This is a genomic window from Methylobacterium ajmalii, assembly GCF_016613415.1.
Classification (GTDB): Bacteria; Pseudomonadota; Alphaproteobacteria; order Rhizobiales; family Beijerinckiaceae; genus Methylobacterium; species Methylobacterium ajmalii.
The window spans coordinates 34,081-59,313 of the sequence record NZ_JACWCT010000107.1 but is presented as its reverse complement, the minus strand read 5'-3'; the positions used below and the strand labels follow the sequence as shown (position 1 = coordinate 59,313).

Here is a 25,233-nt window from a genome sequence, read left to right as displayed (position 1 = left end):
GCCGAGGCCCAGCGCGCCACCGCCGCCGCCGAGGCCGCCCGCGAGGCGGCGGAGCTGCGCCTCGCCCGCATCCGCGCCGCCCTGCTCGACACGGTGGCGCCGCCGGCCGAGGCGGAGCGGCCGGCCCTGCATTGAGAGCCGGCCCGACCAAGACAGGAAATTTTTACCCCGCTCATCGCCTCGGAGCCTGTACGAGCGGGTCCGACGAGCGAATGCCGGCGGTGAGATCGAGATATCCCGCCCTTCCACCTCATCCCGAGCTGTCGGTCGATCGAAGATCGGCTGACGCCTCAGGATGACATGAGAGCGGAACAACAGTCTTCGATTTTCGTCAAACGGGCCCGGCACCCGCCCCGGCCCCGCGCGGCGGGGACGCGGAAGGCGGACCGCCGCGCCCCGCATCCCCTCACCCCGCCTTCGACAGCGGATCGGCGATGCTCTCCAGGGACTTGCCCTCCGCGTCGACCCCGAGCCGCCACTCCGTCACGGCGGCGATCACCAGGAGCGCGGCCGCCCCGACATAGCCGCCGGCGAGCGCCCAGTGCTGGCCCGACTCGATCAGGCGGGTGAACAGCCAGGGGGCCATCACGCCGCCCGCACCCGTGCCGAGGGCGTAGAACACCGCGATGGCGAGCGCCCGGGTCTCGAGCGGAAAGATCTCGCTCGCCGTGAGGTAGGCGGAACTCGCTGCCGCGGAGGCGACGAAGAAGATCGCGATCCAGGCGAAGGTCTGGGTCCAGGCGGTGAACAGGTCGAGGCCGAACGCGAAAGCCGTGGCGAGCAGCAGGAGCCCGCTCACCGCGAAGGTGCCGGCGATCATCCGGCGCCGGCCGATCGTGTCGAAGAAGTGGCCGAGCAGCAGCGGCCCCAGGAAGTTGCCGATGGCGAGCGGCACCAGGAAGATGCCGGCCTTGTTCTCCGGCACGCCGTAGAACTTCGCGAGCACCAGCCCGTAGGTGAAGAACACCGCATTGAACAGGAAGGCCTGGGCCACCATCAGCACCAGGGCGAGGATGCTGCGGCCGCGGTGCTTGTGCACCATCGAGGCGAAGATCTCGCCGAAGCCGAAGCTCTTCTTGGGGTGCACCTCCAGGATGCCCTCGGCCTTCGGGAGCTTTTGCCCGGTCTCGGCCTCGATGCGGCGCTCGATCTCGGCCACCGTGCGCTCGGCCTCCTCCTCGCGGCCGTGGGTGACGAGCCAGCGCGGGCTCTCGGGGACGTGGCGGCGCAGGAACAGGATGCCGAGGCCGAGCACGCCGCCGATGCCGAAGCCGAGGCGCCAGCCGAAATCCGGGTCGAGGAGGTTGGGGTCGAGGAGGAGGAGCGCGGCGCCCGCGCCCGCGGCGGCACCGAGCCAGAAGCTGCCGTTGACGATGAGGTCGACCCGGCCGCGGTACTTGGCCGGGATCAGCTCGTCGATGGCGGAGTTGATCGCCGCGTACTCGCCGCCGATGCCGAGTCCGGTGACGAGGCGGAAGAGCGCGAAGCTCCAGAAATCCCAGGCGAGCGCGCTGGCGATGACGCCCCCGACATAGATCAGCAGGGTGGCGTAGAAGACGAGGCGGCGGCCGAACCGGTCGGTGAGCCAGCCGAACACCAGGGCGCCGACCACCGCGCCGACGACGTAGAACGAGGCCGAGGCGCCGATCTCCTGGAGGGTGAAGCCCAGCGCCCGCTTGTCCTGCAGCACGGGGCCGATCGCCCCGACGATGGTGACCTCGAGCCCGTCGAGCACCCAGGTGACGCCGAGCGCGATCACCAGGATCAGGTGGAAGCGGCTCCAGGGCAGCCGGTCCATCCGCGCCGGCACGTCGGTGCGCACCACGCCCGATCCGGCGACCCGCGCCGTTCCTGCTCCTGACGCCACAATCGTCCTCCCCGGTCGTCCGTGGGAGACGTAACGGCAGCGCGGCCGTTGCGTTCCGCGCCGGTCCGGCGGGGGGCGACGGGGGTCTTCGCGTCAGGCCGCTTCAGCCCGGGCTGCGGCCGGTCTCGGCGGCGGCGACGCGGCAGACGTTGCGGGCGGGGCCGAGCTCGGCGAGCGGGGTCTGCTGCGCGGCGCGGACGGCGCTGCGGGTCGCCTGCGCGGTCCAGCGGGCGCCGCCGGCCGACGAGAGCCGGTCCTGCGAGACCTGACCTTGGGAGACGTGCCCCTGCGAGGCCTGGGCGAGCTGCACCCGGGCGAGGGACTGGCGCGGCGTCGCGCCCTCGCGGTCGTACCACGGGCGCTTCTCGTAGAAGGCGTTGCCGCCGGCCAGCGCCACGTAGTGCATGTTGCGGTAGGAGAAGGTGTAGCCGGCGGTGTGGAAGAACATCGCGCCGCCGACCTTCTCGTGGCGCTCGCCGGCCAGGATCGCGTCGGCGACCTGCTGGGCCTTCTCGCGCTCGCGGTCGCGCATCGGCTTGTGCAGCACGCCGGCGGCGAACTGGCGCTTCTGGCCGACGACGCCGCAGATCGAGTTCGGGTAGGCCGGGGCCTCGAGCCGGTTCATCACCACGGTGCCGACCGCGAGCAGGCCCTCCTCGCTCGAGCGGTTGGACTCGAAGTACATCGCCCGGGCGAGGCAGTCCCGGTCGGCGGGCGTGACGGCGGCGAGCTGCTTGCGGTCCGGAAGGCTTCCCGTCGTCTCGACCCCGTGGGGGACCAGGCTGCAGCCGCCGAGATGCGGCGCCGCGGCGAGCGCCGCGAGGGCGGCGGTGATGGGGAAAGTCCGGTTCCGGGTCATGCAGGCCCCTCTCGTGCATCGGCCGAGCGGACCGGAACGGCCGCGCTCAAAGCCTAGCTTTAGGCGGAATGTGGCGAAGGCGGGGCACGGATACGCTTCGTAAACCAATTGCCAAGCTCGGCAGCAAGATCGTGGCGACGTGATGCAACGGGGAAACACCGCCGGGGGGCGCACGAAGCTTCCGCGAGCTGCGTCCGGGACCACGGCAGGATCACGGCCCGATCATGGCCAGTCGAAGGCGGCATTGCGGTGCAGCGAAACCGCAACGCATCCGCGTCATTCCGGCTCCGGCCGTTCTCACGACGATGCGCCGCGCCGCGGGGAGGCCCGCGGATCGGCCGAGGACAGGGGAACGAAGTCGATGCCGGCGCGCGTGCCCTCGCGGCGCAGGCCGACGTCGCGCAGCAACCTGTCGTCGAGCCCGTCCAACCTGGCGCGGTCGCGGCGCTGCCGCAGGTGTCGCGCGAGCGCGCCCTCCCCGGGCGGGCCTGCGCCGGGGCGTGCGGGCCCGAGCGCGGCGAGGAGGCGGCGAATCAGTTGCGGCAGGATCGGGAGCGGCATCGGCGGGGTCCGGCGGTTGCATCGGCCCGGTGTCGCCGGTCCGCCGGCCGCGCTGCTTCGGCGCCGGCCGAAGCGTCGGGCGCTCGCCCGCGCTACAAGGGAGGCCCGCCGCGGCGCCGACCCGAGGAGACCCCCATGGTGACCGTCGCCGCCCTCGCCCGCACCGCCGCCCTCGTCGGCGATCCGACCCGCGCCGGGATGCTGGCGGTGCTGATGGACGGGCGCGCGCTGACCGCGGCCGAGCTCGCCCGCGCGGCGAACGTCACGCCCCAGACCGCGAGCGGCCACCTCGCGCAGCTGGTCGAGGCCGGGCTCCTCGCGGTCGAGCGCCAGGGCCGCCACCGCTACCACCGCCTCGCCGCCCCGGCGGTGGCCCGGATGCTCGAGGGCGTGATGGCGGTGGCGGCGGTCCCGGCCGCCGCCCCGCCGCGGCCGACCGGCCCCCGGGACGCGGCGTTGCGCGAGGCCCGCACCTGCTACGACCACCTCGCCGGGCGGCTCGCCGTCGCGATGACCGACGCCCTCGTCGCCCGCGGCGCGGTCGAGCTCGGGGCCGACGGCGGCGCGCTCACGCCGCAGGGCGAGGTGTTTCTGCGCGGGCTCGGGGTCGATCTCGACGGGGCGGCCCGGGGCCACCGCCGGCGGGTCTTCTGCCGCCCCTGCCTCGACTGGAGCGAGCGCCGGCCCCACCTCGCCGGCACCCTCGGGGCGGCCCTGCTGGCGACCGGCCTCGACCGAGGCTGGCTGCGCCGGAGCGCCGGCAGCCGGGCCGTCGCCGTCACCCCGGGCGGGCGCCTCGCCCTGGCGCAGGCCTTCGGGGCGGAGATCTTCGCCTGCGCCTGCCGGGAGGCCTGACCGCGGCCGGTCTCCCTCGCGGCAGAGCCGATGGCCGATCGATCCCGCGGACGACCTTGCGGACGATCCCGCCCGCCCCCACCTCCCGGTCGCGCCTGCGGTTGGGCGCTCTTCGGAGAAGATCATGCCGCACCACGACACCACCGCCCTTTCGGGCACGATCCAGCACGTCTTCGCGCACCGCTTCACCCTGGAGGCGGACGGCGCGGTCCACCTCGCCGATCTCGGGCCCAAGGGCGCGGAGGCCTTCCCCCTCGCGGCCGGCCTGGCGGTGACCCTGGAGGGCGAGCGCCGCCCCTCCGAGATCAAGGTCGCGCGGATCGCCACGCCGGGCCGCGCCCCGGTCGAGATCCACCACAAGAAGCCGAACCACCCCGGCAAGTCCCGGTCGGACGCCCCGGTCGATCCCGCCGCCGCCCTCGCCGCCGTGACGGCGGCCGGGTGGACGCCGACGGGCGAGCCCAGGCTCAAGCCCAAGCACGTCGAGGTGCTGGCCCGCCGGGACGACGGCGCCTGGACCGAGCTGCACGTCGACGCGTCCGGGGCGATCTACAAGGAGAAGGCGCCGGACGCCGCCAAATGGGGCGCGGCCCTCGCCTGACGAGGGTCGGAGGGCCGCGCCCCGGCGCGGTCCCCCTTCAGCGCCCGGCAACCGGCTCCATCCCGGTCCGTCGGATCGCCGCCGCGGCCCGGTCCGAGGCGAGGTAGGCGATCAGCCGCCGGGCCGATCCGACGGCGCCCGAGCCCGCGACGATCGCCGCGGTGAAGGTCTGGACGAGCTGGACCGCGTCGGGCAGCGGCCCGACCACCGTGATGCCCGGCACGTCGACGAGTTCGCTGACCGGCCCCAGGGCGAGGTCGGCCTCGCCCGCCGCCAGGGCGGCCGCCGACTCGGTGCCGCGCGCCAACATCGTCACCCGCACCGTGTCGGTGAGGCCGAGGCGCGGGAACACCGTGTCGCGGATGAACAGACCGCTCGTGCTGCCCGGCATCACGACGCGGCGGGCCTGCGCCAGGGTACGGGTCAGCGCCGCGACCGTGTCGATCGCGGGCTCGGGCGCGCCCGTGCGCACCGCGGCGGCGAGCGGCGCGGTGGCGAGCTCGACCGCCGACCCGGCGAGGATCCGGCCCTCCTGCGTCAGCTCGTGCAGCCCCTCGTTCGAGAGGATCACCACGTCGACGGAGGCGCCATGGGCGAGCTGGTGGCGGATGGTCCGCGGCCCCTGCCCCTGCGAGGCGCCGGACAGCGTCCGGACCGCGAGCCCGGTCTCCCGGGTGAAATCCGGCAGCGCCGCCTCGTAGGCCAGCGCGAAGCCGCCCGAGATCATGACGGCGAGGTCGGTCGGGGTGTCGTCCGGAGGGGTCATACCGTCATCCACCTGCTGCCCGTGCACCGGCTGCCCGCGACGATCCAGGGTGCGGAGGGAGGCTCGTTCCGCCCAAGACGACCGGAGATCGAGACTGCAACAGATCCCGCACCGGGTCACGCCCGCCACGGGACAGGGAGCAAGGGGACGGCGGACGAGGGAGCGCGGATCCACAGGCCTGCGGGCCGCCCTGCCCGGCGCGGGACCGTGCCCATGACGCAGCGGAATCAAACTCGGCCGCAAGACATCGACGCCCCTTCGACCCGTTCATTCTGCCGAATCGCAACGCAACAGGACATCTGCGCCGAAATTCGCTGAAATAAAGCAAAGCGTTTTATCATGAAGCGTTGCCGTAACGAACGGCCAATAATAGTCTTTCTCCACCAACCACATCATCAACGATCCGGTCAGGCCGCGGGAGGCCGGCCGTGCGCGATCCTGTCGGGGCGTTGACGAAGCCATGACGAAACCGTCGCTGCATCTGGCCGTGCTGGCCTCCCTGTTGCACTCCCTGTCGCTCGCCACCATCGCCCACGCGACGGACGGCTACTTCCAGAACGGGCTCGGCGCCAAGGCCAAGGGCCAGGCCGGCGCCGCGATCGCCGATCCGCAGGATTCCCTGTCGATCGGCGCCAACCCGGCCGCCGCCACGGCTTTGGGCTACCGCTTCGACATCGGCGCCGACGTCTTCGTGCCGGACCGCTCCGCGGCGATCTCCGGCAACGGCGCGGGGCTGGACGGGCGCTCCAGCGGCAACGGCCTCAACCCCTTCGTCATGCCGGAATTCGGCATCGTGCGCCCGCTCCCGGGCGGGCTCGCTCTCGGGCTCGCCGTCTACGGCAACGGCGGCATGAACACGGTCTACAAGCAAAACCCCTTCGCGGCCTTCGGCGCGACGGGCCATGCCGGGGTCGACCTCAAGCAGGTCTTCGTCGCGCCGACGCTGGCCGTGGAGGTCGCCTCCGGCCAGAGCCTCGGCGTCTCGCCGCTCGGGCTCCTCCAGAGCTTCAAGGCGGCGGGGCTGCAGCCCTTCGCGGTCGCCTCCGCCGATCCCGCCCGGTTCACCAACCGGGGCACCGACTGGTCGACGGGCGCGGGCGTGCGGGTCGGCTATCTCGGGCGGTTCGGCCCCGTCAGCCTGGGGGCGTTCTACCAGTCGGAGGTCCTGGCGACCGGCTTCCACCGCTACGAGGGATTGTTCGCCGAGCGCGGCGTCTTCGACGTGCCGGCCTCCTGGGGCGCCGGCCTGGCGGTGCGGGCGAGCAAGGCGCTGACCGTCGCGGTCGACGTCAAGCGCATCGCCTATTCCAGCGTCCGCTCGATCGGGACGCCGCTGGCACCCCTGCTCGCCGGCCGGCCCTTCGGCGCCGCGGACGGCCCCGGCTTCGGCTGGCGCGACATCTCCGTGGTGAAGCTCGGGCTGCGCTACGCCGTGAACCCGAGCCTGACCCTGCGGGCGGGCTACGGCTATGCGCAGAACCCGGTCCGCCCCTCGCAGACCCTCCTCAACATCCTGGCCCCCGGCGTGGTGACCCACCACGTCACCGCCGGCGCGACCTGGACCACGGCCTCCGGAACCGAGATCACCGGGTTCGTGATGCACGCGCCCCGCAACACCGCGAAGGGCCGGGGCTCGATCCCGGTCTCCTACGGCGGCGGCGAGGCCGACATCGCGCTCGCCGAGACCGCCCTCGGCGTCTCGGTCGGCTGGAAGCTGTAGCGCCGTCGGCGCACAGCCGGCGACGAACCCGCATCCCCTCGCGCGTAAAATGCTCTAAGGCCCTCCCTGGACACGAAGATCAGGGGGGAGACCATGGAAGCGGAGAAGCGGGAGGACGCGCGGGGCTTTCCGCGCTGGCGGCTCGCCCGGGGGTCGGTGGTGCTGCCGGACGAGCGCCCGCCGGGGGTCCAGGCGGTGGTGCTGGCGCTCCAGCACGTCGTGGCGATGTTCGGCTCCACCGCGCTCGCCCCGCTGCTGATGGGGTTCGACCCCAACCTGGCGATCCTGTTTTCCGGCATCGCGACGCTGCTGTTCTTCGTCGTGGTCGGCGGCCGGGTGCCGAGCTACCTCGGCTCCAGCTTCGCCTTCATCGCCGTGGTGGTGGCCGCCACCGGCTATTCCGGCAGCGGCCCCAACCCCAACCTGCCGGTGGCGCTGGGGGGCATCGTGGCGGCGGGCGCGGTCTACGCAGTGATCGGGATCGCGGTGATGCGGGCGGGCGACGCCTGGATCGGCCGGCTGATGCCGCCGGCGGTGACCGGGGCGATCGTCGCGGCGATCGGGCTCAACCTCGCGCCGATCGGGGTGAAGGGCATCTCGGGCTCCGGCCTCGACACCGGGATCGGGCTGTTCACGATCCTGGCGGTGGGCCTGTCGGCCGCCTACCTGCCGGGCGCGGCAAGGCGCCTGCCGCTCCTCATCGGGGCGGTGGCCGCCACCCTGCTCTACGGGGTGCTCGCCAACGGCTTGGGGCTGGCGAAACCCCTCGATCTCGGGCGGATCGCCGACGCGCCGTGGTTCGGCTGGCCGCACTTCACGACCCCGGTCTTCGAGCCCTCGGCGATCTGGCTCGTCGCCCCCGTCGCCCTGGTGCTGGTCGCGGAGAACCTCGGCCACGTGAAGGCGATCGGCGCGATGACCGGGCGCAACCTCGACCCGTATCTCGGCCGGGCCTTCCTCGGCGACGGCCTCGCCACGATGCTGTCGGGGTTCTTCGGCGGCACCGGCGTGACCACCTACGCCGAGAACATGGGCGTGATGGCGGTGACCCGGATCTACTCGACCCTGGTCTTCGCGCTGGCCGGCGTGGTGGCGATCCTGTTCGGACTGTCGCCGAAATTCGGCGCGGCGATCCTGGTGATCCCCGGCCCGGTGATCGGCGGCCTGTCGGTGGTGGTGTTCGGGCTGATCACCGCGGCGGCCGGGCGGATCTTCGTCGAGAACCGGGTCGACTTCTCGCGCACCCGGATCCTGCTCACCGTCGGCACCGCCCTGGTGCTCGGCGCCGGCGACTTCACGGTGCGCCTCGGCAGCTTCACCCTCGGCGGCATCGGCACCGCCACCGCGGCGGCGATCCTGCTCTACCACCTGCTGCGCGACGAGCCGGCCTGACGGCGGGCCTTCCCGGAGACCGCCGGCGGCGCGGGCGGACCCCGCGTCGCCGGACCGTCCGAGACTCTTCCGAGTAACGTCAGCACCTGATCGATGCGACCGCCAGGATGACGCCGCCATCTCGGCGCCATCGACATTCGCTGCCGACCGGTTATCGGCACACTTTTCATCCGGACACTTAATTCTGTCGTAACGTCATTCCGGCATGGTCGCCGCGTGGCATCCGGCGGGAGTTCGGGACCGTGGTGACGACAGCAGCGACCCCGTGGACGGCGCAGGCGGCGTCCGTCGCGCCCTCGAAGAACTCGGTCTCCGGCGGCGCCGTCCTCGCGCCGCAGGCGGCGGGGGCGGCGAAGCCGGGCGCGGAGGCGGGCAAGAGGCCGTCGACCGGGCTCGGGGCCGCCGCAATCGTCGTGCTCAGCGCCGCCGCGCAGGCGCGGCTCGCCGAATCCGGCGGCCCGGGCGTGTCCCGCGCGACCTCGCTCGACGACCTCGTGCGGGAGCGCACCAAGGCCCTGGCGGACAGGATCGGCGGGGCGATGGCCCGGGCGAACATCGCGACCGACGGCCCGATGACGTTCAAGCTCGACGGCAGCGGCGCCATCACGACCGACGGCCCCGCGCGGAAAGCCGTCGAGACGCTGTTCAAGGACGACCCCGACCTCGCCAAGGAATTCAAGGACGTGGCCGCGCTCCACGGGATACAGGCGATGCAGAAGGTCCTGGAGGCCCTCGAGAGGGAGACGAAGGCCGCCAAGGACGACGAGGGAAGGAACGCCGCCTATGGCCGCCACACCGTGCGGCTGGTGAAGCTGCAGTCCGTGTCGGGGATGATGACGCTCGACGCGGGCAACCTGCGATCGTGGAGCGTCGCCCTCGCCGACGCGATGGTGGGCGAGGACGCGCCGGGCGCCACGGCCCGGGAGGCCGCCGCGCGGACGGCCTGAGGCGCGACCGGGGTCGGGCGCGTCACCGCCCCGCCGACGGGTCCCGCGGCGCCGGGGCGCGCAGCCGCACCGCCTGGGCCAGGCGGATCAGCTCGCGTGCGGTCAGGCCGCGGCGGTCCTGCTGCGACCAGATCTCGGCCGCCTCCCGTTTCGGCCCCTGCCGCGTCCCGCCGGGGGCCGGGGCCCCCTGGCCGAACCGCGGCTCGTCGCGCGCGCCGCCGCGGCGCCCCTCGCAGGACCGGTCCGTCCAGCGAGAGGCCGGGGCCAGGATCCGGTAGGCTCCCGCCGCCGTTCTCACGCGCGCTCCCATGCGGTCTCCCATGCGAAGGCTCCGGTGCGAAATCCGGCGCATGGTTAGCGAAGCGTGGCGGTTTGCGGAATTCTTGAACTTGCGCGGCGGCGCGCTACCCCGCCGGCGGCCCGGCCATGCGGCGGCCCGGCCCGCCGGAACGCCCGCCGCTCGGGGGCGAATGTGTGGGCCATCAGCCGGCGACGCGGTTCCTGTTCCCCGCTGCGCCGACCCTCCCGCGACCACCCGGCCCACTGAGCCTCACAGGCTGGCGGGGAGAACTGGTCCACCGCCAACTCGTCGTCGCGAGCCCCCTCACGGTCCAGCCTGTCGGCGGAGCCGGAGCGCCACAGGGTACGTCCACGAGGGAGACGAGTCGTCTAGCAGGTCGCCGCCGGGGGGCAAGGACGTTCGGGGGCGCGGGGCGGTTTGCCGCCCCCCCCCGGGAGCCCGGACCGGCCCACCCCTTATTCCCTTACGTCATGCGCCGCGAGCATGGCCGTTGTGCAATGCGATCGATTGTGTTGTGCGCCGCACCATGAGAAAAGGGCGCCGTACCGCCGCGATGGCGTCGCGGCGGTGCAGCCCTCTTTGGGCGTTTCCTCCCTAGACTTCGGGCCGCCTCGCAAGGGCGGCCTTTTTTTGTTGCGGTACCGGCAGGTCGGCGACACTGTCCGCCGCCGGGCCGCGGTGGCGCGGGATGCCTGGGGTCGAGGAACCGAGCGATGGATCGTCCGCGCAGCGTCGGCATCGCCTGGTACGAGCCGGGCGACTATCCCCGGATCCTGGAGGCGATGGCGGATTCCGGCCTGCCCGGGAGCTACGCGACCTGGCTGATGTCGGCGACGCAGGTCGAGCGCGAGGTGGCGCGCAGCGGCGTCGAGGTCCGGCGGGTGCGGATCGAGCCGGAGGCCTTCCTGGAATGGTGCCGCGCGCAGGACCGCGCGCCCGACGCGAAGGCGCGGGCCGCCTTCGTGCAGGACGCGCAAGCCCGAGGCTGACGAGGCCAAACACCTGAAAAATGAAGCCCGGCACGCCCGGGCCGCATCGGCCCGGCCTCAGGCGACCGCCCCGGCCGGGGCGGGGTCGAGGGCGGCGGCCGCCGTCAGGGCCGCGGCGAGTGCCGCCTCGGTCTCGCGCCGCGGCCGCACCAGGGGCAGGCGCAGGTCCGGCGCCACGTCCGGGCGCAGGAGCGCGAGGGCGAGCTTGACCGGGCCCGGATCGCTCTCGGCGGACAGGGCCGCGACCAGCGGCATCAGCCCGGCCTGGATCAGCCGGGCGCGGGCGTGGTCGCCGTCCCGGGCGGCGCGCTGCAGGGCGGCGCACGCCCCCGGCACCAGGTTGGCGAGGACCGAGACGCAGCCCTGCCCGCCCAGCATGGTGAAGGCGGCGGCGGTGGCGTCGTCGCCCGACAGGAGCAGGAGGTCCGGGGCGGCCCGCCCGATCGTCGCGAGCCGGGCGAGGTCGCCGGTGGAATCCAGGATCCCCCGGACCCGCGGCAGGGCGGCGAGCCGCGCCAGGGTCGCGGGCGCGAGGTCGATCCCGGTCCGGGCCGGTACGGTCTGGACCAGGAGCGGCAGGTCGACCGCCGTGACGATCGCCGCGTAGTGCCAGTAGAGCCCGTCCTGGGTCGGGCGGTTGTAGTAGGGCGTGACCGCCAGGGTCGCGGCGGCGCCGGCCGCGGCGGCGTCCCGGGTGCGGGCGACGCTCGTGCGGGTGCAGTTGCTGCCGGTGGCGGCGATCACCGGCACCCGCCCCGCCGCGGCCTCGAGGGCGATCCGCAGCACCCGGGCGCGCTCCGGCTCGGTCAGGGTCGGCCCCTCGCCGGTGAGGCCGGCGACCACCAGGCCCTCGCTGCCCTGCGCCACCTGCCAGGCGACCAGGTCGCCCAGCGCCCGCTCGTCGAGCCGGGTCCCGCCGGCCGCGAACGGCGTGACGAGGGCGGTGAGCGCGCCGCCGAGGCGACAGGGTGCGGTCGGACGCCTCACGGGACGAGGGCCAGGGGGGCGCTGGCGAGGCGCACCGCGTCGGGCCGGCGGCCGGTCTCGGCGGCGGCGTAGGTCAGCGCGTCCCGGCGGGTGCGGAAGATGCCGCCGCACAGGCCGTGGGTCTCGACGGCGAGCCAGTGGCCCTCGGCGCTCTGGCCGACGAGGAAATCGAGCGGAAGACGGGCCGGGACCGGGGCCGGCGCGGAAACGTCCAGGGATCGGGGCATCGACGGGATCGGGTTCGCGCGGCCGTCCTGGGGCCGCGGCCTCAAGGTGTCCCTCGCCCCATAGGGATTCGAGGCGGACGGCGCGGGCGCCGCATAAGGATCCCGTATGGATCCGACCGAAGCGGAACCGGTTCGGGCGGGGCCTCAGGGAGCCAGGCCGTAGACCCCGTCGCCGAGCCGGCGGAAGACCGCGCCGCCCTGCGCGCGCTTCCACAGCCGGGTGTTGAGCGCCGCCACCGGATCGTGACCCGGCAGGGTCAGGCCGCGGGCGGCGAGCCGCTCCCAGATCTCGGCGGCATGCATCGGCCGGCCGGCGGCGGACAGGATCTCCTCCGCAGCCTCGATCAGCCGGCGCCCCTCGCGGCGGGCCGCGCTGCCGGCGGCGGGGGATTCCGCGGTCGGCTCCGCGGTCGGCTGCGAGGTAGGCTTCATGGGCGCGACCGGCGCGGACGCGGCCGGTGCGGGCCCCGGGCGCGGCTGCGCGACCGGAACGGGGCCTTGGGTCTGGGCCGGGACGGGATCGGCGATGCCCGGCCGGGCGAGCCGGCGGCCGAGATCGAGGTAGAGCTCGTGCTCGGCGATCGCCCGGTCGAGGGCGGCGCGCTGGCGCCGCAGGTCGTCCAACCGGGCCTCCGCCTCCGCCTCCGACAGGAACATGGGTACCTCTTGGAATATTCCCTGGGAGACGATGGTTCTCTCCAGGAATAGCGAGAATAGGAATATTCCATAAAAGCGCAAGCCGCCGTTCGGCCGCTTCCACGGGAATGCCGCCGCGGCGGCACCCCTTCTCCGGTCCTGTATAGCCACAAGGGGCGCCGTTGGCGGCGGGAATGGGAGCGACGGGCAGTTTGGAATGAATGCGAAACATTCCATGAAACAAGGGAAGACGGGGGTTCGCGCGCGGATCTCGTCGCACCGGTGAGGGCAGGGTCGTCCGGAGACCGCAACCCGGAGAGAATGGAAGCGCCCTCCCCCGTCCCGCCCCCCGGTGGAACGGTTCGGCGCGACGATGGCGGGCGGACGTCCCGCTTGGGATGAACGGGGTTCCCCCGCCGCGTCGCTCGGGGACATGTCCGCCTCGACCACCACCCGCGTCCTCCCGCAGGGCCGATCGCCGTCGCGGCCCGGGCGGCCTCCCCCTCGTGAAGGGAGCGGACGAGCGCCGTTGCCGAGGATCGTCGCCCGGGGCGCGCTGGACGGCGGCGAGTTGCGGACCCTCAGGCGGCCCCTGCCCCGGCGGACGCGGCCTTGCGGCGGGCGGCCTTGGGGGGCACCAGGAGCAGGCCCGGATCGGTCGGCATCAGCTGCAGGCCGGCCTCGTCGAGGCTGAGCGGGAGCTTCGGAAAGACCTCCTTGACGTGGGCCACGTCGGCCTTGAACGCCTGGCGGAAGCTGCGCAGGGAGGCGTTGTCGGCGCCGAACTGCTTGTGCACCGTGTCCCAGGTCAGGCGAAGCGGCCGCTGCAGGCTGCGCAGGCGGTAGCCGACCCAGAACAGCAGGTCGAGCTTGCGCGCCGAGCCCGAGAAGGCCCGGGCGGCCCGGATGTCGACCGGCAGGGCGTGCTGGACCAGGTTGTCGTAGAAGTCCTGGTGGAACTGCACCGTCTTCGACCAGGCGATCCCGTCCTGCCCGTCGGCGCGCCAGAGGTCGAGCTGCCGGAAGGGCGGCATGGTGAGGGTCGAGGAGCGCGACTGCCCGTCCCACAGGCCGATCTGCATCGTGCAGGCGGCGAGCCGATGCAGCTGCTCCTTGAACTGCCGGATCGTGCCGCGCTCGCCGCCGGTGACGGCGAATCCCATCTCGCGCATGAAGCCCGACAGGCTGTCGGCGACCTCGACCGTCGGGCTGCGCTGGCGCACCGCCTCGGTGCACAGGTGCAGCAGCACCAGCCGGGCCTTGGGGCCGTAGGGCAGCCCCTGCAATTCCATCTGGCCGGTCGTCGGGTTCTTCAGCCGGCCGGCCAGGAGGCTCAGGGTGTTGCGGCCGTATTCGCGAAAGAATTCCCGCTCGTCGCCGGGGTCGCGGTAGGGCAGGCCGCAGAGCGCCAGCACGGAATGGATGTGCTGGATCGTGTCCGGCGTCACCGGCTCGGCCTCGATCACCAGGCGGACCGCGTCGCGGCGGCGCTGGTCGCGCCCCATGGCGGCGCGGGTCTCCTGCCGGCGGCCGGCCTCCGCCCGCTCGGCGTCGCGCAGGGCCTGGCGGTGGGCGATGTGCTCGACGATGACCGCGTACAGGAAACCGCCCCGGGCCGCTTCCAGCTCGGCCAGCAGGTCCTCGTCGTGGATCGCCGCGATCTTGGCCTCGATGCTCATGCCTGCCGGTCTTGCCTGACGCCCGCTTCGGGTTCCGCGGCCGTCCTCGCCGGCCCGTGGTCCAAACCGTCATGCACGATTCGGCTCCCGGGATTCCGTTGCCCGGGACGGGTTATCCCAAGATTCCCGCGACTCGTCCCCGTTATCCCGCGCCGAATCCGGCACCGGCCCGCCGAAGCGGCCGCCGAAGGCCCGTGGAGAGGCCGTGGAGGCTCGAGCGGAGGGCTCCGGCGTCCTCGCCCTCCCCGCCGCCGCGGCCCTGTGGCCCGGCTGTGCAAGGCCCTGTGTACCGCCCTGTGCACCGTCCTGGGGATCGGCGGTGGCCGGGCCGGCGGGCAAGCCTGTGGGCGGGGTGGGCGGATCCCGGTGGAGCACCGGTGGAGGAGCGGCGCAGAGTTCGATACGGGGTCGATTCCCGGATCTCCCGGCCGCGCAGAGTTCGATACGCGGGGGCCAATCGAAACCGGCCGGATTCCGGGGACTTGGCCGGGGCCCGACGCCGAATCCGATGCGCGGGCACGCAGAATCCGATGCGCGAACCCCCGGAATCCCCGCAGAATCCGATGCGGCTCCACGCAGAGTCCGATGCCGATCCACGCAGACCCGTATGCGCAACCACCCCGCAAACCCTTGTCGCGGCGAGGAAATTCGCTCCTCCATATAATCCACATAACTGACTCTCTGAGAATCCATGACTGATAAGTCACCTATAGGCCCGAGACATGGTTCGTTTTGAAGAACGATCGGGGGCGCCTTCGGCGCCGATCGGATACAATCGCCGAGGTAGTAGGAATTTACGGAATAAGCGAGGTTCTGCAGGGCCCTGCCCTCCCCCCACCGGGCGCTTCCCCGGGGGCCTGCCGGCGCCTATGAGCGGGGCGAGGCGCCGCCCGGAGCGGCGCGGACGGATGGCTGAGCGAGCATGAGTACCCCCCCGATCGCGCGGCTTCTCGGGATCATGGCCGCCTTGCGCGACCCGGAGGGCGGCTGCCCGTGGGACCTGGCGCAGACACATGCCAGCATCGTCCCCTACACGATCGAGGAGGCCTACGAGGTCGCCGAGGCGGTGGAGACCGGCGATCCGGAGGAGCTGCGCGACGAGCTCGGCGACCTCCTGTTCCAGGTCGTGTTCCAGGCCCGGATCGCCGAGGAGGCCGGTGCCTTCGCCTTCGACGACGTCGCCACCGCCATCGCCGACAAGATGGTGCGCCGCCACCCCCACATCTTCGGCGACTCGAAGGACCTCGACCCGGCGGCGGTGAACGCGCAATGGGCGGCGATCAAAGCCGAGGAGCGGCGCGCCAAGGCGGCCCGCGCCGCCGCCGCCGGGCGCCCGCCCGCCCCGGAGGGCACCCTCGACGGCGTGCCCCTGGCGCTCCCCGCCCTCGCCCGGGCGGAAAAGATCTCGGCCAAGGCGGCCGCCGTCGGCTTCGACTGGCCGGACGCCGCCGAGGTCGTCGCCAAGGTGCGGGAGGAGACCGACGAGGTCGTGCAGGCGCTGGCCGGCGAGGGCCCGGAGGCGGTGGCCGAGGAGATCGGCGACCTCCTGTTCTCGGTCGCCAACCTCGCCCGCCATGCCGGCGTCGATCCGGAGGAGGCGCTGCGACGCGCCAACCTGAAATTCCAGCGCCGCTTCGCCGCCATGGAGGCGGAGGTGACGAAGGACGGCCGCCCCCTGGCGCAAGCCGGCCTCGCCGCGATGGAGGAGGCCTGGGTCGCGGTGAAGCGGCGGGAGCGCTGAGCCCTCTCCATGAAAGCACCGTCGGGCGATCGGGCTTGACCGTCGATCGGTTGTGAGAAAATCTCTCATTCATGAGAGACGATCTTCCGCTCGAACCCGTGCCCGACCCGCGCGCCGCGTCCGGCGAGGCCGCGGAAATCGACCGGCGGCTGGCCGCCCGGCTCGCCGCCCTGCGCCAGGAGCACGGCCTGTCCCTCGACGCCCTCGCGACCGCGAGCGGGATCAGCCGCCCCACCCTGTCGCGGCTGGAGCGGGCCGAGACCAGCCCGACCGCCTCGCTGCTCGGCCGGCTCTGCACCGTCTACGGCCGGCCGATGTCGCGGCTGCTCGCCGAGATCGAGGCCGACCCGGCGGAGGTCGTGCGCCACGCCGCGCAGGCGGTCTGGGTCGATCCCGAGACGGGGTTTCGCCGCCGCGGCGTCTCGCCCCCGGCCCGGGATTTTTCCGTCGAGCTCGTCCACGGCACCCTGCCGGCCGGCGCCAGCATCGCCTACGCGGCCCCGCCCGTCGGCGGGCTCGAGCATCACCTCTGGATGCTGGCGGGCCGGCTCGACCTCGCCCTCGATGGCGTCGTCCATGCGCTCCTGCCCGGCGATTGCCTGCGCTACCGCCTCGCCGGCGCCTCCCGCTTCACCAGCCCGGGCCCGGACGAGGCCCGCTACCTGATCGCGATCGGCCGGCCGTGAGAGGATTCGAGACCATGCCCCCCATCGAGACCCTGTCGGCCGACGCGGCCGAGGCCGCCCTGCCCGACCTCGCGGCTCTGCTCCATGCCTGCGTCCTCGACGGGGCCAGCATCGGCTTCGTGCTGCCCTTCACCCTGTCCGAGGCGGAAGGATTCTGGCGCGACGGGCTGCCGGCTTTGCGCAGCGGCGCCCGCCGGCTGCTGGTCGCGCGGGACGGCACGCGCGTCGTCGCCAGCGCCCAGGTCGGCCTCGCCGGCCCGCCGAACGGCCGGCACCGGGCCGAGATCACCAAGGTGCTGGTCCACCCCCGGGCGCGCCGCCGCGGCCTCGGCCGGGCGCTGATGAACGAGGCCGAGGCGGTGGCCCGGGCGGAAGGGCGCTCGCTCCTGGTCCTCGACACCCGCTCGCACGATGCCGGCGAGGCGCTCTACCGCTCGCTCGGCTACGCCGTGACCGGCGTGGTGCCGGACTACGCCTGCTCGCCCGACGGCGTGCCGGAGCCCTGCACCTTCATGCACAAGCGGCTTCCGGGCAGCGCACCCCGGTCTGGAACCTGACGAATTTTTGATACGCCGATCGCTTGCGCGCAATCGAATATTCGGGTCATGTCGCGCCGGGCCGAATCGGCCCCGCGAAGGGATGACCGATCATGACCCGTTCCCCGATCCGGCGCACGCTCCTCGGTGCCGCCCTGCTGCTCGCCGCCGTCCCGGCCGCCTCGGCGCAGGACGCCTCCACGGCCGAGCAGACCATCGCGGCCATGACCAAGATCTTCGGCGAGCATCCGGGCAAGCGCTCGAACCACGCCAAGGGCGTGGTGGTGGAGGGCAGCTTCACCCCGTCGGTGGATGCCAAGACCCTGAGCAAGGCCGGCGTCTTCTCCGGCGCCGCCGTGCCGGTGACCGTGCGCTTCTCCGACGCGACCGGCCTGCCCCAGATCCCCGACGGCGCCCCCGAGGCCAACCCGCACGGCCTGTCGATCAAGTTCAAGCCCGCCGACGGCTCCGAGATGGACGTCGTCACCAACTCGCTGAAGACCTTCCCGGTCGCCACCGGCGAGGAGTTCCGCGACCTCCTGGTGGCGATCACCAAGAGCGGCCCCGGCACCGCCAAGCCGACCCCGGTCGAGCAGTTCATGGCCGCCCACCCGAATGCCCCGAAGGCGCTCGCCACCGCCAAGACCCCGTCGAGCTTCGGCCGCCAGGTCTATAACGGCGTCAACGCCTTCATCCTGGTCGACGCCGCCGGCAAGCGCACCCCCTTCCGCTACCGCATCGTGCCGGTGGCCGGCGAGGAGATCCTGAGCGCCGACGACGCCAAGGCCAAGGGCCCGAACTACCTCGTCGAGGAGATGCCGGCCCGCCTCGCCAAGGCCCCGGTGGCCTTCCGGGTCGAGGCGCAGATCGCCCAACCCGGGGACTCGACAAAGGACGCGACCGTGGCCTGGCCGGAGGACCGCCGCTTCGTCGATCTCGGCACGCTCACCCTGACCAAGGCGGTGCCCGACAGCGAGACCGCCGAGAAGGCGCTGCTGTTCATGCCCAACAACCTGCCGGACGGCGTGGAGGTCTCGGACGACCCGCTGATCGACGCCCGGGTCCAGGCCTACGCGATCTCGTTCGGCCGCCGCTCGCAGTGAGGGTTGCGGCGCGCGGCGCGGCCCCTTGGGCCGGAGCCGCGCGCCTCTATGCCGCCTCGCGGTACCCTGAAATCCTGACGTAAAACCTCTCCGGGATGGAGTAGTGGGAGCAGTTCTTCGGTTTCCAGTTCGACCGACATGGGGTGATCCTTAGAGTTTAAGTCTATGCGAGATCCTGTTTGATTTTTGAAGCGACGGATCATCTGTATCGTCATCTTCCAATTCGCAATCTCATCCTGATAAACTGGTTGGGCGGTTTTGAATTTTAAAAAAATTAAAATAACTATGATTTATCCTACCCTCTGCCTCATCCTAAGGTGTTAGTCGATCAACGATCGACTGACCTCGAAGGAGGGCTCCAGGGATCTCGGCGATTTCTGGAGCCCTCCTTCGAGGCTCCCTTCGGTCGCACCTCAGGATGAGGTGAGAGGGTAGGGTAATCATGAATCCCTCAAGTCTTGATTTAAAATATCATACTCAAACAGTCTCTGAGGTGTCAGTCGATCAAAGATCGACTGACCTCGAAGGAGGGCTCCAGAAGCCTGAGTGATGGCTGGAGCCCTCCTTCAAGGCTCAGCGATCTCCGAACGCCAGCACCTCAGGATGAGGTCATGGATGGGGGATTCGGTGGACTCCGTCCGATAGGCCTCGGAGCAGCGAAAATGAAGGGTGCCGATTCTGTAGGCCACCAGGACCGCACGATCTTTCCGCCTTGAGGAGATCGTCGTTGCGGTCGGTCCATCCCACCGTTACCCCACCTCCATGCCCCCCTTCCTCACGGCCAATCTGCGCTGGCTCGCGGCCGGGTTCCTGCTCCTGTTCTGCAGCTGCTTCGGCCAGACCTTCGTGGTCGCGCTGTCGGGCGGGGCGATCCGGCGGGAGTTCGGGCTGTCGGACGGGACGTTCGGGGCGCTCTATGCCGGCGTCACCCTGGCGGCCGCGTTGGCGCTGGCGGGGCTCGGCGGGCTCATCGACCGCTGGCCGGCGCCCCGGGTGGTGAGCCTCGCCGCCGGCCTGCTCGCCGCCGGCGCCGCGCTCCTCGCGCTCGCGCCGAACCTCCCCGTCCTCGCCGCCGCGCTTTTTCTGCTCCGCCTCGCCGGCCAGGGGCTGATGCTGCAGACCGCCTACACGCTGCTCGGGCGCTGGTTCTCGGCCGAGCGCGGCCGGGCGGTGTCGCTCGCCGCCACCGGGCTCAATGCCGGCCAGGCCTGCCTGCCGCTCGCCCTCGTGGCCGCCGCGGCGGCACTCGGCTGGCGCGGCGCCTGGCTCGGGGTCGCGGGCCTCCTCGTCGTCGCCTTGCCGCTCGCCCGTCATCTCGTGCGGCGCGAGCGGGTGCCCGCGGCGGCGGAGCGCGCCGGGCCGAGCGAGGGCGCGACGCGGGCGCAGGCCCTCGCCGACCCCTACCTCTACGGGCTGCTCGCCGCGATGCTGCCGCCCTCCTTCATCAGCAACACGATCTTCTTTCACCAGGCGCATCTCGCCGAGAGCCGCGGCTGGTCGCCGGAGGTGCTGGCCGCCGCCTTCCCGCCCTACGCGGTGGCGACCTTCCTGTGCCTGCTCGCCGCCGGTCGCCTGGTCGACCGGTTCTCGGCCCTCGCGCTGCTGCCGGTCTACCTGGTGCCGTTCGGCCTCGCCTGCCTGGTCCTCGGCGGGGTCTCCGCGCCGTGGTCCGCCTTCGCCTTCATGCTGCTCTACGGCGTCACCGACGGGATCTCGCTCACCCTGTTCGGCGCGCTCTGGCCGGAGGTCTACGGCACCCGCCACCTCGGGGCGATCCGCGGCGCCATCGTGGCGATCATGGTGCTGGGCACGGCGCTCGGTCCCTTCCTGTCGGGGCTGCTGATCGATGCCGGCGTGCCGTTCTCCGGGATCGTCGTCGGGTTGGGCCTCTACTGCCTGGTCGTCTCGGCCACCTTCTGCCTCGTCCGGCGCCGGCTCGCGGCGCATCTGCGCGGGCGCCGGTTCGCGGCGGCGTGACCCGCGCCATGGACCGGGCCTACCGCTTGGGCCGGGACTATCGTTTGGGCCAAGTCCAGGACGGCGGGTCGTGGTCGGGCGCGAGCGTCTCGCCGAGGCGCTTCTCCAGGGTGATGCGGGCCGCACCCTCCCGCTCCAGGGCCGCCACCAGGGCGGCGGCATGCGACACCACCAGGACCTGCGTGCCCTCCGCCGCCCGCGCGATCAGCGCGGCCAGCGGCGCCAGGAGGTCGGCATGCAGGCTGGTCTCGGGCTCGTTGAGCACCATCAGCTCGGGCGGGCGCGGCGACAGGAGCGCGGCGGCGAGCAGGATGTAGCGCAGCGTCCCGTCGGAGAGCTCCGCGCCGCGCAAGGGGCGCAGCAATCCGTGCTGGCGGAATTCGAGGGTGAAGTGGTCCTCGCCGCTCGCCACCGACAGCTCCGCCCCCGGAAAGGCTTCGGCGATGGTCGCGTCGAGGGCGTCCCGGTCGCCGATCTCGATGATTGTCCGGATCGCCGCCGCGACATCGGCGCCGTCGCCGGCCAGCACCGGCGTGCGGGTGCCGATCTGCGGCCGGCGGGCCGGCGCGTCGCGGTCGGTGCGGAAATGATCGTAGAAGCGCCAGGCCCGCATCCGTTCGCGCAAGCGCAGCACGTCGAGGGCGTCGCGGGGATCGGCGCCGTGGGTCATCAGGCTGTCGTAGGCGGGCAGGTCGCCCAGCGCCTCGGTCCAGGTGCCGGTGCCGTCGCGCAGGCGCACCAAGGGTCCGCGGCGCTCGGCGAAGACGTTGGCCCGCCCGACGATCGGCCCGTTCCAGACGCTCTCGGCCTTGATCTCGGGATCGTGGGAGAAGAACGTGCCGGCAAAGGACGGCGGCGGCAGGCCGAGGGCGATGGCGTAGCCGACATCGTCGTCGGAGAAGCCGAGCTTCAGCTCGACGGGGCGGCGCCGCACCGTGCCCTCGACCCGCTGCGAGCCGTCGAGGACCCGGCGCCCGAAGGTCTCCGGCCCGGCCCAGAGCGCCGAGGCGAAGCCGCCTTCCCGGGCGAGCGACGGGATCGCCCGCCCCTGCGCCACCTCGGCGAGGAGCCGCAACGCGCGGTAGAGGCTCGACTTGCCGCTGCCGTTGGCGCCCGTCACCACGGTCAGCCGGTCGAGGCCGAGCACGATGTCGCGCAGGGAGCGGTAGCCGGCAATGGCGAGGCGGTGGATCGGCATGACGGTGAGGGCCTCGCGGGCTTCTCCTACCCGCCCCCCCGCAACCGCCGCGCCCCGCCGAACCGGTTGAGGAAGCGCGGCTCCTTCTCGGGGGCGATCCGGACCACGAGGTGGGTCGCCCCCTCGCCGTCCTCGCGGCGGTCGAGGACCTCGGCGTTCTCGTAGAGCCAGTGCAGCTCGGCGCCCTGCGCCGGCTCCAGGATCACCGCGAAGCTGGTGCGCGCCTCGGCGATGCGGGCCTCGATCCGGCTCATCAGGCGGTCGATGCCCTCGCCGGTGAGCGCCGAGAGCAGCACCGGTCCCGCGCTCTGCCCCCCGTTCGGCCGGCTCAGGTTGAGCAGGCGCTCGCGCTCCGCCTCGTCGAGGAGGTCGGCCTTGTTCCAGACCTCGATCACCCGGTCGGTGTTCGGCTCGATGCCGAGCTCGGTCAGCACCTGGGCGACGTCGGCGCCCTGAGCCTCCGCGTCCTCGTGGGCGATGTCGCGCACGTGGAGCAGGATGTCGGCCTCGATCACGTCCTCCAGCGTCGCCCGGAAGGCGGCGATCAGCATGGTCGGCAGGTCGGAGATGAAGCCGACGGTGTCGGACAGGATCGCGGTCTCGCCGTGCGGCAGCTTGATGGCGCGCGCCGTCGGGTCGAGGGTGGCGAACAGCATGTCCTCGGCCAGCACTTCGGCCCGGGTCAGGCGGTTGAACAGGGTCGACTTGCCGGCATTGGTGTAGCCGACGAGCGCCACGATCGGGTACGGCACCCGGCGCCGGGAGCGGCGGTGCAGGCCGCGGGTGCGGGTGACGGTCTCGAGCTCGCGCTCGATCCGGGTCATCCGCTCCTGGATCATCCGCCGGTCGGCCTCGATCTGGGTCTCGCCCGGGCCGCCGAGGAAGCCGAAGCCGCCGCGCTGGCGCTCGAGGTGGGTCCAGGACCGCACCAGCCGGCTGCGCTGGTAGGCGAGGTGCGCGTGCTCGACCTGCAGCGTGCCCTCGCGGGTCGAGGCGCGCCGCCCGAAGATCTCCAGGATCAGGCCGGTCCGGTCGATGACCTTGACGCCCCAGGCCTTCTCCAGGTTGCGCTGCTGCACCGGCGAGAGCGCGCAATCCATCACCACGAGGCGGATGCCGTCGGCCTCGATCCGCCCGGCGATCTCCTCGACGCGGCCCTTGCCTAGGAAGGTCGAGGGCCGGATCTGCTGCACGGTGACAAGGAGCCGGTCGGCGACGTCGAGCTCGATCGCGGCGGCCAGGCCCACCGCCTCGTCGAGGCGGGCGAGCGGCGCCCGGGGCTCGGCTCCGGCGTCGCGCCGGGTCTGGTAGGGGCCGATCACCAGCGTGCGGGTCTCGGCCGCGATCGCGGCTTCCGGCTCGGCCTGGCGTTGCAGGCGGATCTCGCCCGGTGTCCGCGGTTCCATCGTGTCTCCGGCTGCTCCCGAAAAAGGCCGGGAGTCCATCGGACAGAGGTTGGATGGAGCGGGGCCGGAATCAAGCGCCGGCGGGGGTGCGCCCGACGAAAAACAGGCCGCACGCGGCGGCCTGGATGAAGTCGGCGTGCCGCTCGGGCGGCACGGAGGCGCGGCGGCGGGCCGGCGAGGCCCGGCCGCGCGGGGTGCTGGCCGCGAGCCGGCGGCGGGATCAGGCCTTCTCGGCCCCCTCCTCGCCCTGCTCGAACAGCTGCACCGGATGGCCCGGCATGATGGTCGAGATCGCGTGCTTGTAGACGAGCTGCGAGTGCCCGTCGCGCCGCAGCAGCACGCAGAAGTTGTCGAACCAGGTCACGACACCCTGCAACTTCACGCCGTTGACCAGAAAGATCGTCAGCGGAATCTTGTTCTTGCGAACGTGGTTGAGGAAGGTGTCCTGCAGATTCTGAGCGCGTTCGCCCGCCATTCTTCTTGTCCTTTGAACCCGCTGCCAGTCCCTGTTGACGGGTCGGTCCGTGTTGTTGTGCTGCGGGAGGCGCGGCGCGCCGCCCCGGGAACCGGCCGCCCCATTATCACGGTGAAGCTCGCCCGGGCGCAAGTGCAGACTGGCCGCAGGGAAAGCTCCCCGGGCCGCCGAACCGCCGCAACCGTCCTTTGCCCGCGCCCCGTCGCGTCCCGGCCACAGGCCCGCCTAGCAGAACGCCCGGGGCTTGGCACCGTCAAAAGCGGGCCGGCGCGACCGCGACGCGCTCAGGCGCCGATGCCGAGGGACTTGAGCTTCCGGTGCAGGGCCGAGCGCTCCATGCCGATGAACTCGGCGGTGCGGGAGATGTTGCCGGAGAAGCGGGCGATCTGTGCCACCAAGTACTCGCGCTCGAAGATCTCGCGCGCCTCGCGCAGCGCCAGGCTCATCAGCTTCTCGCCGCCCGCCCCGCTCGGGGTGGTGGGCACCAGCGCGCCGACCTCGCTCGGCAGCATCTCGGTCGTCACCTCGGTCTCGGGATCCCCTTGCGTCAGGATCATCAGCCGCTCGACGTTGTTGCGCAGCTGGCGGACGTTGCCGGGCCAGTCGTGCGACTGCAGCACCGCCATGGCGTCGGCGGCGATGCGCCGCTGCGGCAGGCCGGTGGCGCCCGAGATCTGCTCCATGAAGAACGTGATCAGCTCGGGCACGTCCTCGCGCCGCTCGGCGAGCGAGGGCACCCGGATCGGCACGACGCTGAGGCGGTGAAAGAGGTCCTCGCGGAAGCGCCCGCCGGCGATCTCTTCCGCCAGGTCGCGCGAGGAGGACGAGATGATCCGCACGTCGACATGGACCCGGGTGGTGCCGCCGACGCGCTGGAAGTTCTGGTCGACGAGGACCCGCAGGATGCGGTTCTGGGTCTCGCGCGGCATGTCCGCGACCTCGTCGATGTAGAGGCTGCCGCCATGGGCCTCCTCGAGCGCGCCCACCCGCCGCGGCCTGCCGTCGGCCGCCTCGACGCCGAACAGCTCGGCCTCCATCGTCTCGGGGGTGATCGTGGCGGCGTTGATCACCACGAAGGGGCCGTTGGCCCGCGACGAGGCGGCGTGGATGGTGCGGGCCGAGAGCTCCTTGCCGGAGCCCGGCGCGCCCGCGATCATCACCCGGGCGTTGGTGGGCGCCACGCGCTCGACGGTCTGGCGCAGCTGGTTGGCCGCCACCGAGGCGCCGACGATGCGGCTCGCCTGGCCGGAGCGCGCCTTGAGGTCGCGCACCTCGCGCTTGAGGCGCGAGGCCTCGAGCGCCCGCTCGGCGACCAGGATCAGCCGGTCGGCCTTGAACGGCTTCTCGATGAAGTCGTAGGCGCCCGCCTTGATCGCCGAGACCGCGGTCTCGATGTTGCCGTGGCCCGAGATCATCACCACCGGCAGGTCCGGGGCCTGGGCCTTGATCACGTCGAGCACCTGGAGCCCGTCGAGGCGCGAGCCCTGGAGCCAGATGTCGAGGAAGACGAGGTGCGGGCGGCGCGCCTCGATCGCCGCCAGCGCCTCGTCGGAGGAGCCGGCGGTACGGGTACGGTGGCCCTCGTCGTCGAGGATGCCGGCGACGAGCTCACGGATGTCGGCCTCGTCATCGACGATCAGAATGTCGGCGCTCATGGCTTCAAGGCCTCCCCGCGACGCGGGCGGCGGGCCTGAGGGCCCCGCTCCCGGTGCTGTATCGAATTG

General features: G+C 72.5%; 24 protein-coding genes. 11 read left to right on the top strand and 13 right to left on the bottom strand.

Features of this window, described 5'->3' with window-relative positions; translation table 11 throughout:
- Positions 1 to 406: 406 nt before the first annotated feature.
- From HPY23_RS20600 to HPY23_RS20590, 3 genes are all read right to left on the bottom strand, one after another.
- Positions 407 to 1,798: an MFS transporter gene (locus HPY23_RS20600; protein WP_091882736.1), complete on the bottom strand. Its 1,392-nt coding sequence runs from the start codon at positions 1,796 to 1,798 to the stop codon at positions 407 to 409.
- Positions 1,799 to 1,970: 172 nt separating this feature from the next.
- Positions 1,971 to 2,726 (bottom strand): cell wall hydrolase, encoded by a 756-nt coding sequence (locus HPY23_RS20595; protein WP_091882603.1) that lies wholly within the window; start codon positions 2,724 to 2,726, stop codon positions 1,971 to 1,973.
- Between the two features lie 297 nt (positions 2,727 to 3,023).
- On the bottom strand, positions 3,024 to 3,287 hold the full coding sequence (locus tag HPY23_RS20590; RefSeq protein ID WP_060847690.1) for a DUF1127 domain-containing protein: 264 nt from the start codon (positions 3,285 to 3,287) through the stop codon (positions 3,024 to 3,026).
- Between the two features lie 135 nt (positions 3,288 to 3,422).
- Between HPY23_RS20590 and HPY23_RS20585 the strand changes: the two genes are divergently transcribed.
- Positions 3,423 to 4,142 (top strand): ArsR/SmtB family transcription factor, encoded by a 720-nt coding sequence (locus HPY23_RS20585; RefSeq protein WP_060847691.1) that lies wholly within the window; start codon positions 3,423 to 3,425, stop codon positions 4,140 to 4,142.
- Between the two features lie 124 nt (positions 4,143 to 4,266).
- Entirely contained in the window at positions 4,267 to 4,743 is a 477-nt protein-coding gene (locus tag HPY23_RS20580) for a hypothetical protein (RefSeq protein WP_060847692.1), read from the top strand.
- A gap of 37 nt (positions 4,744 to 4,780) precedes the next feature.
- On the opposite strand, the gene HPY23_RS20575 is transcribed toward HPY23_RS20580, so the two are convergent.
- The gene (locus HPY23_RS20575; protein ID WP_091882600.1) at positions 4,781 to 5,509 is read right to left on the bottom strand and encodes a substrate-binding domain-containing protein; all 729 of its coding nucleotides are present in this window, start codon (positions 5,507 to 5,509) and stop codon (positions 4,781 to 4,783) included.
- Between the two features lie 460 nt (positions 5,510 to 5,969).
- Between HPY23_RS20575 and HPY23_RS20570 the strand changes: the two genes are divergently transcribed.
- The 3 genes from HPY23_RS20570 (at position 5,970) to HPY23_RS20560 (ending at position 9,568) form a co-directional block, all read left to right on the top strand.
- A complete protein-coding gene (locus HPY23_RS20570; RefSeq protein WP_091882596.1) occupies positions 5,970 to 7,229 on the top strand; it encodes an OmpP1/FadL family transporter in 1,260 nt (419 codons plus the stop codon).
- Positions 7,230 to 7,322: 93 nt separating this feature from the next.
- Positions 7,323 to 8,621 (top strand): solute carrier family 23 protein, encoded by a 1,299-nt coding sequence (locus HPY23_RS20565; RefSeq protein WP_091882593.1) that lies wholly within the window; start codon positions 7,323 to 7,325, stop codon positions 8,619 to 8,621.
- A 242-nt stretch (positions 8,622 to 8,863) separates the two neighbouring features.
- Positions 8,864 to 9,568 (top strand): hypothetical protein, encoded by a 705-nt coding sequence (locus HPY23_RS20560; protein ID WP_091882590.1) that lies wholly within the window; start codon positions 8,864 to 8,866, stop codon positions 9,566 to 9,568.
- 22 nt (positions 9,569 to 9,590) lie between these two features.
- Here the strand turns inward: HPY23_RS20560 and HPY23_RS20555 are convergent, their stop codons facing one another.
- Complete coding sequence (locus HPY23_RS20555; RefSeq protein ID WP_091882586.1) at positions 9,591 to 9,878, bottom strand: hypothetical protein; 288 nt, start codon at positions 9,876 to 9,878, stop codon at positions 9,591 to 9,593.
- Between the two features lie 704 nt (positions 9,879 to 10,582).
- On the opposite strand from HPY23_RS20555, the gene HPY23_RS20550 reads away from it, so the two are divergent.
- Positions 10,583 to 10,858 carry a hypothetical protein gene (locus HPY23_RS20550; protein WP_091882583.1) on the top strand — a complete coding sequence of 92 codons (276 nt, stop codon included), beginning with the start codon at positions 10,583 to 10,585 and terminating at the stop codon, positions 10,856 to 10,858.
- Positions 10,859 to 10,915: 57 nt separating this feature from the next.
- Here the strand turns inward: HPY23_RS20550 and dapA are convergent, their stop codons facing one another.
- The 4 genes from dapA to HPY23_RS20530 all read right to left on the bottom strand — a co-directional run bounded on the left by dapA (position 10,916) and on the right by HPY23_RS20530 (position 14,387).
- Positions 10,916 to 11,845: a 4-hydroxy-tetrahydrodipicolinate synthase gene (gene dapA / locus HPY23_RS20545; RefSeq protein ID WP_091882579.1), complete on the bottom strand. Its 930-nt coding sequence runs from the start codon at positions 11,843 to 11,845 to the stop codon at positions 10,916 to 10,918.
- Complete coding sequence (locus tag HPY23_RS20540) at positions 11,842 to 12,072, bottom strand: hypothetical protein (protein ID WP_048429614.1); 231 nt, start codon at positions 12,070 to 12,072, stop codon at positions 11,842 to 11,844. Before HPY23_RS20540 ends, dapA begins: the two co-directional genes overlap by 4 nt.
- Positions 12,073 to 12,216: 144 nt before the next feature.
- The gene (locus tag HPY23_RS20535; protein ID WP_091882576.1) at positions 12,217 to 12,729 is read right to left on the bottom strand and encodes a winged helix-turn-helix domain-containing protein; all 513 of its coding nucleotides are present in this window, start codon (positions 12,727 to 12,729) and stop codon (positions 12,217 to 12,219) included.
- Positions 12,730 to 13,289: 560 nt separating this feature from the next.
- Complete coding sequence (locus tag HPY23_RS20530) at positions 13,290 to 14,387, bottom strand: replication protein RepA (protein WP_060847701.1); 1,098 nt, start codon at positions 14,385 to 14,387, stop codon at positions 13,290 to 13,292.
- Between the two features lie 922 nt (positions 14,388 to 15,309).
- On the opposite strand from HPY23_RS20530, the gene mazG reads away from it, so the two are divergent.
- The 5 genes from mazG (at position 15,310) to HPY23_RS20505 (ending at position 20,430) form a co-directional block, all read left to right on the top strand.
- Positions 15,310 to 16,128, top strand: coding sequence for a nucleoside triphosphate pyrophosphohydrolase (mazG, locus tag HPY23_RS20525; RefSeq protein ID WP_091882573.1), 819 nt, complete (start codon positions 15,310 to 15,312; stop codon positions 16,126 to 16,128).
- A 71-nt stretch (positions 16,129 to 16,199) separates the two neighbouring features.
- The gene (locus tag HPY23_RS20520) at positions 16,200 to 16,814 is read left to right on the top strand and encodes a helix-turn-helix domain-containing protein (protein WP_091882570.1); all 615 of its coding nucleotides are present in this window, start codon (positions 16,200 to 16,202) and stop codon (positions 16,812 to 16,814) included.
- 14 nt (positions 16,815 to 16,828) lie between these two features.
- Entirely contained in the window at positions 16,829 to 17,371 is a 543-nt protein-coding gene (locus HPY23_RS20515; RefSeq protein ID WP_091882567.1) for a GNAT family N-acetyltransferase, read from the top strand.
- A 92-nt stretch (positions 17,372 to 17,463) separates the two neighbouring features.
- Positions 17,464 to 18,453, top strand: a complete 990-nt coding sequence (locus tag HPY23_RS20510) for a catalase family peroxidase (protein ID WP_091882564.1) — start codon at positions 17,464 to 17,466, stop codon at positions 18,451 to 18,453.
- 762 nt (positions 18,454 to 19,215) lie between these two features.
- Positions 19,216 to 20,430, top strand: a complete 1,215-nt coding sequence (locus HPY23_RS20505) for an MFS transporter (RefSeq protein ID WP_091882561.1) — start codon at positions 19,216 to 19,218, stop codon at positions 20,428 to 20,430.
- 37 nt (positions 20,431 to 20,467) lie between these two features.
- Here the strand turns inward: HPY23_RS20505 and HPY23_RS20500 are convergent, their stop codons facing one another.
- From HPY23_RS20500 to ntrX, 4 genes are all read right to left on the bottom strand, one after another.
- Positions 20,468 to 21,628, bottom strand: coding sequence for an AAA family ATPase (locus tag HPY23_RS20500; protein ID WP_060847705.1), 1,161 nt, complete (start codon positions 21,626 to 21,628; stop codon positions 20,468 to 20,470).
- A gap of 26 nt (positions 21,629 to 21,654) precedes the next feature.
- The gene (gene hflX, locus HPY23_RS20495; protein WP_060847706.1) at positions 21,655 to 23,034 is read right to left on the bottom strand and encodes a GTPase HflX; all 1,380 of its coding nucleotides are present in this window, start codon (positions 23,032 to 23,034) and stop codon (positions 21,655 to 21,657) included.
- A gap of 220 nt (positions 23,035 to 23,254) precedes the next feature.
- A complete protein-coding gene (gene hfq / locus HPY23_RS20490) occupies positions 23,255 to 23,509 on the bottom strand; it encodes an RNA chaperone Hfq (protein ID WP_048429571.1) in 255 nt (84 codons plus the stop codon).
- 284 nt (positions 23,510 to 23,793) lie between these two features.
- The gene (gene ntrX, locus HPY23_RS20485; RefSeq protein ID WP_060847707.1) at positions 23,794 to 25,164 is read right to left on the bottom strand and encodes a nitrogen assimilation response regulator NtrX; all 1,371 of its coding nucleotides are present in this window, start codon (positions 25,162 to 25,164) and stop codon (positions 23,794 to 23,796) included.
- Positions 25,165 to 25,233: the final 69 nt, after the last annotated feature.

Coding starts and splice junctions, on each gene's coding strand:
- HPY23_RS20600 (WP_091882736.1), bottom strand. CDS start 1,798: ATGGACCGGCTGCCCTGGAGCCGCTTCCACCTGATCCTGGTGATCGCG.
- HPY23_RS20595 (WP_091882603.1), bottom strand. CDS start 2,726: ATGACCCGGAACCGGACTTTCCCCATCACCGCCGCCCTCGCGGCGCTC.
- HPY23_RS20590 (WP_060847690.1), bottom strand. CDS start 3,287: ATGCCGCTCCCGATCCTGCCGCAACTGATTCGCCGCCTCCTCGCCGCG.
- HPY23_RS20585 (WP_060847691.1), top strand. CDS start 3,423: ATGGTGACCGTCGCCGCCCTCGCCCGCACCGCCGCCCTCGTCGGCGAT.
- HPY23_RS20580 (WP_060847692.1), top strand. CDS start 4,267: ATGCCGCACCACGACACCACCGCCCTTTCGGGCACGATCCAGCACGTC.
- HPY23_RS20575 (WP_091882600.1), bottom strand. CDS start 5,509: ATGACCCCTCCGGACGACACCCCGACCGACCTCGCCGTCATGATCTCG.
- HPY23_RS20570 (WP_091882596.1), top strand. CDS start 5,970: ATGACGAAACCGTCGCTGCATCTGGCCGTGCTGGCCTCCCTGTTGCAC.
- HPY23_RS20565 (WP_091882593.1), top strand. CDS start 7,323: ATGGAAGCGGAGAAGCGGGAGGACGCGCGGGGCTTTCCGCGCTGGCGG.
- HPY23_RS20555 (WP_091882586.1), bottom strand. CDS start 9,878: ATGGGAGCGCGCGTGAGAACGGCGGCGGGAGCCTACCGGATCCTGGCC.
- HPY23_RS20550 (WP_091882583.1), top strand. CDS start 10,583: ATGGATCGTCCGCGCAGCGTCGGCATCGCCTGGTACGAGCCGGGCGAC.
- HPY23_RS20540 (WP_048429614.1), bottom strand. CDS start 12,072: ATGCCCCGATCCCTGGACGTTTCCGCGCCGGCCCCGGTCCCGGCCCGT.
- HPY23_RS20535 (WP_091882576.1), bottom strand. CDS start 12,729: ATGTTCCTGTCGGAGGCGGAGGCGGAGGCCCGGTTGGACGACCTGCGG.
- HPY23_RS20530 (WP_060847701.1), bottom strand. CDS start 14,387: ATGAGCATCGAGGCCAAGATCGCGGCGATCCACGACGAGGACCTGCTG.
- mazG (WP_091882573.1), top strand. CDS start 15,310: ATGAGTACCCCCCCGATCGCGCGGCTTCTCGGGATCATGGCCGCCTTG.
- HPY23_RS20520 (WP_091882570.1), top strand. CDS start 16,200: ATGAGAGACGATCTTCCGCTCGAACCCGTGCCCGACCCGCGCGCCGCG.
- HPY23_RS20515 (WP_091882567.1), top strand. CDS start 16,829: ATGCCCCCCATCGAGACCCTGTCGGCCGACGCGGCCGAGGCCGCCCTG.
- HPY23_RS20510 (WP_091882564.1), top strand. CDS start 17,464: ATGACCCGTTCCCCGATCCGGCGCACGCTCCTCGGTGCCGCCCTGCTG.
- HPY23_RS20505 (WP_091882561.1), top strand. CDS start 19,216: ATGCCCCCCTTCCTCACGGCCAATCTGCGCTGGCTCGCGGCCGGGTTC.
- HPY23_RS20500 (WP_060847705.1), bottom strand. CDS start 21,628: ATGCCGATCCACCGCCTCGCCATTGCCGGCTACCGCTCCCTGCGCGAC.
- hflX (WP_060847706.1), bottom strand. CDS start 23,034: ATGGAACCGCGGACACCGGGCGAGATCCGCCTGCAACGCCAGGCCGAG.
- hfq (WP_048429571.1), bottom strand. CDS start 23,509: ATGGCGGGCGAACGCGCTCAGAATCTGCAGGACACCTTCCTCAACCAC.
- ntrX (WP_060847707.1), bottom strand. CDS start 25,164: ATGAGCGCCGACATTCTGATCGTCGATGACGAGGCCGACATCCGTGAG.